This window comes from Streptacidiphilus neutrinimicus, assembly GCF_000787815.1.
In the GTDB taxonomy this organism is placed as follows: domain Bacteria; phylum Actinomycetota; class Actinomycetes; order Streptomycetales; family Streptomycetaceae; genus Streptacidiphilus; species Streptacidiphilus neutrinimicus.
Window position 1 is genome coordinate 51,105 of the sequence record NZ_BBPO01000037.1, and the last position, 1,668, is coordinate 52,772.

The following is a 1,668-nucleotide window of genomic DNA, read 5'->3' on the forward strand; positions in this document are numbered from 1 at the left end:
CGGCGCTCAGGTCGGTCCAGCCGGTGACCTGGGTGGATCCGTCGGGGGACGTGTGTGCTGTGCGTGCGGAAACCTGCTGCTGTACGGACTGCGGGTCCGGCGCGAAGAGGCGCCAGTTCTGCTCGAAGTAGGGGTAGATCCAGGCGTTGATCGGCTGCTCGTACTGGGTGGAGATCGTGTTTGAGGGCGCGACATAGAGGAAGAGCAGCAGGACGTGGGTGACGGCGATGATGACGCACACCGCGACCGCGCTGGCGACCAGGAGTCCAGCCGGCCGTGACAGCGGCGGGCGTTGATTGCTCCCTTGGTCGTCGATCCGGTGCTCCGCCGAAGAGGCGGTCAAAGGTGCAGTCAGCAGGCGGCCGGGCACCTGCCCCTCTTCACTGCGGGTCGCTGCGGCGTCGTGGTCGCTGCGGCTCATCTCGTCCTCCTCGCTCGTCCTTCGGCTCGTGCCGGTCGTTCGCCACCAGCAGCCACAGGGCGGGGAGCGCGGCCGGTGGCTCGCGCCGTCGTGCGCTGATATGCCCGGCAAGGACGGCCGTGGCGGCATCCTGCTTGTGTTCCGCCACGGCCGTCCTTCTGACTCCCGGCTCAACCCCCTTCGGTCAGGACTTCACCAAGCTGCGCGCGTCGGGCTGGTGGGAGTCGCACCCCTGGTCGCACGTGCCGCATGTGTGGTCACACGGCTTGCACTGCTCCCGGCACGGGCTGCACTCGTCGTGGCACTTGCCGCACTGGTCCTGACACGGGCTGCACTCGTCGTGGCACTTGCCGCACTGGTCCTGACACTGGCTGCACTCGTCGTGGCACTTGTCGCACTGGTCGTGGCAGGGGCTGCACTGGTCGTGGCACTTGCCGCACTGCTCCTGGCAGGGACCGCCCGTGGCGCCGCCCGACGTTCCAGCCGTGGCGCCAGCGGTGTTGCCGCCAGTGGTTCCGGCCGTGGCGCCGGCAGTGGTTCCGGCCGTGGTTCCGCCGGTGGTGCCGGCGACCACGCCGCCAATGAGTCCGGTGCCACCAATGAGGCCGGTACCGCCGATCAGGCCGGTGCCGCCGATCAGGCCACCGGTGGCACCAGCGGTCACGCCCGCGATCACGCCCCCGGTGCCGCCAGCGGTGGTTCCGCCTGTCGTACCGGCGATCAGGCCGCCGGTCGTACCGGCTGTGGTTCCGCCAGTCGTGGTTCCGGCCGCGCACGTCGCCCGGGTAATGACGTTCGTGTCCAAAGTGACTGACCCGTTGCGGGCGAGTGCCCGTCCGTTGATATTGGCTCCGGTGGTGACGGAGATCGACGTGAGGGCCAGGATGTTGCCCACGAAGGTGGAGTTGGTGCCCAGCGTGGCGGAACTGCCCACCTGCCAGTAAACGTTGCACGGCTGGGCGCCGTTGATCAGCACGACCCGGCTGGCGGAGGCCGTCTGCAGGGTCGACCCGATCTGGAAGATGAAGACCGCATTGGGGTTGCCTTGGGCGTCAAGCGTGAGCGTGCCCGAAAGGTTGATCGACGACGCGGCAGTGTAGACACCCGGGGCCAGGGTCTGGCCGACCAGGTCTCCCGGCGAGGTGAGCGTGAAATCCGATGCCTGACCCGCAGCGTTGTTGTACGCGCTGGTCAGGTCGCTCTGGGCCTGGGCTGCCACGGCGTCCGTCTGGTGGATGGCCCCATTC

General features: G+C 68.6%; 2 protein-coding genes. Both read right to left on the bottom strand.

What is annotated here, in order from left to right; translation table 11 throughout:
- Window positions 1–421 (bottom strand): DUF5819 family protein (locus TR48_RS43460; protein WP_236652275.1); only part of this gene is annotated, 421 nt, incomplete at its 3' end.
- A gap of 184 nt (window positions 422–605) precedes the next feature.
- Window positions 606–1,668: ice-binding family protein (locus TR48_RS22805; RefSeq protein WP_152628123.1), on the bottom strand; the 1,063-nt coding region annotated here is incomplete at its 5' end.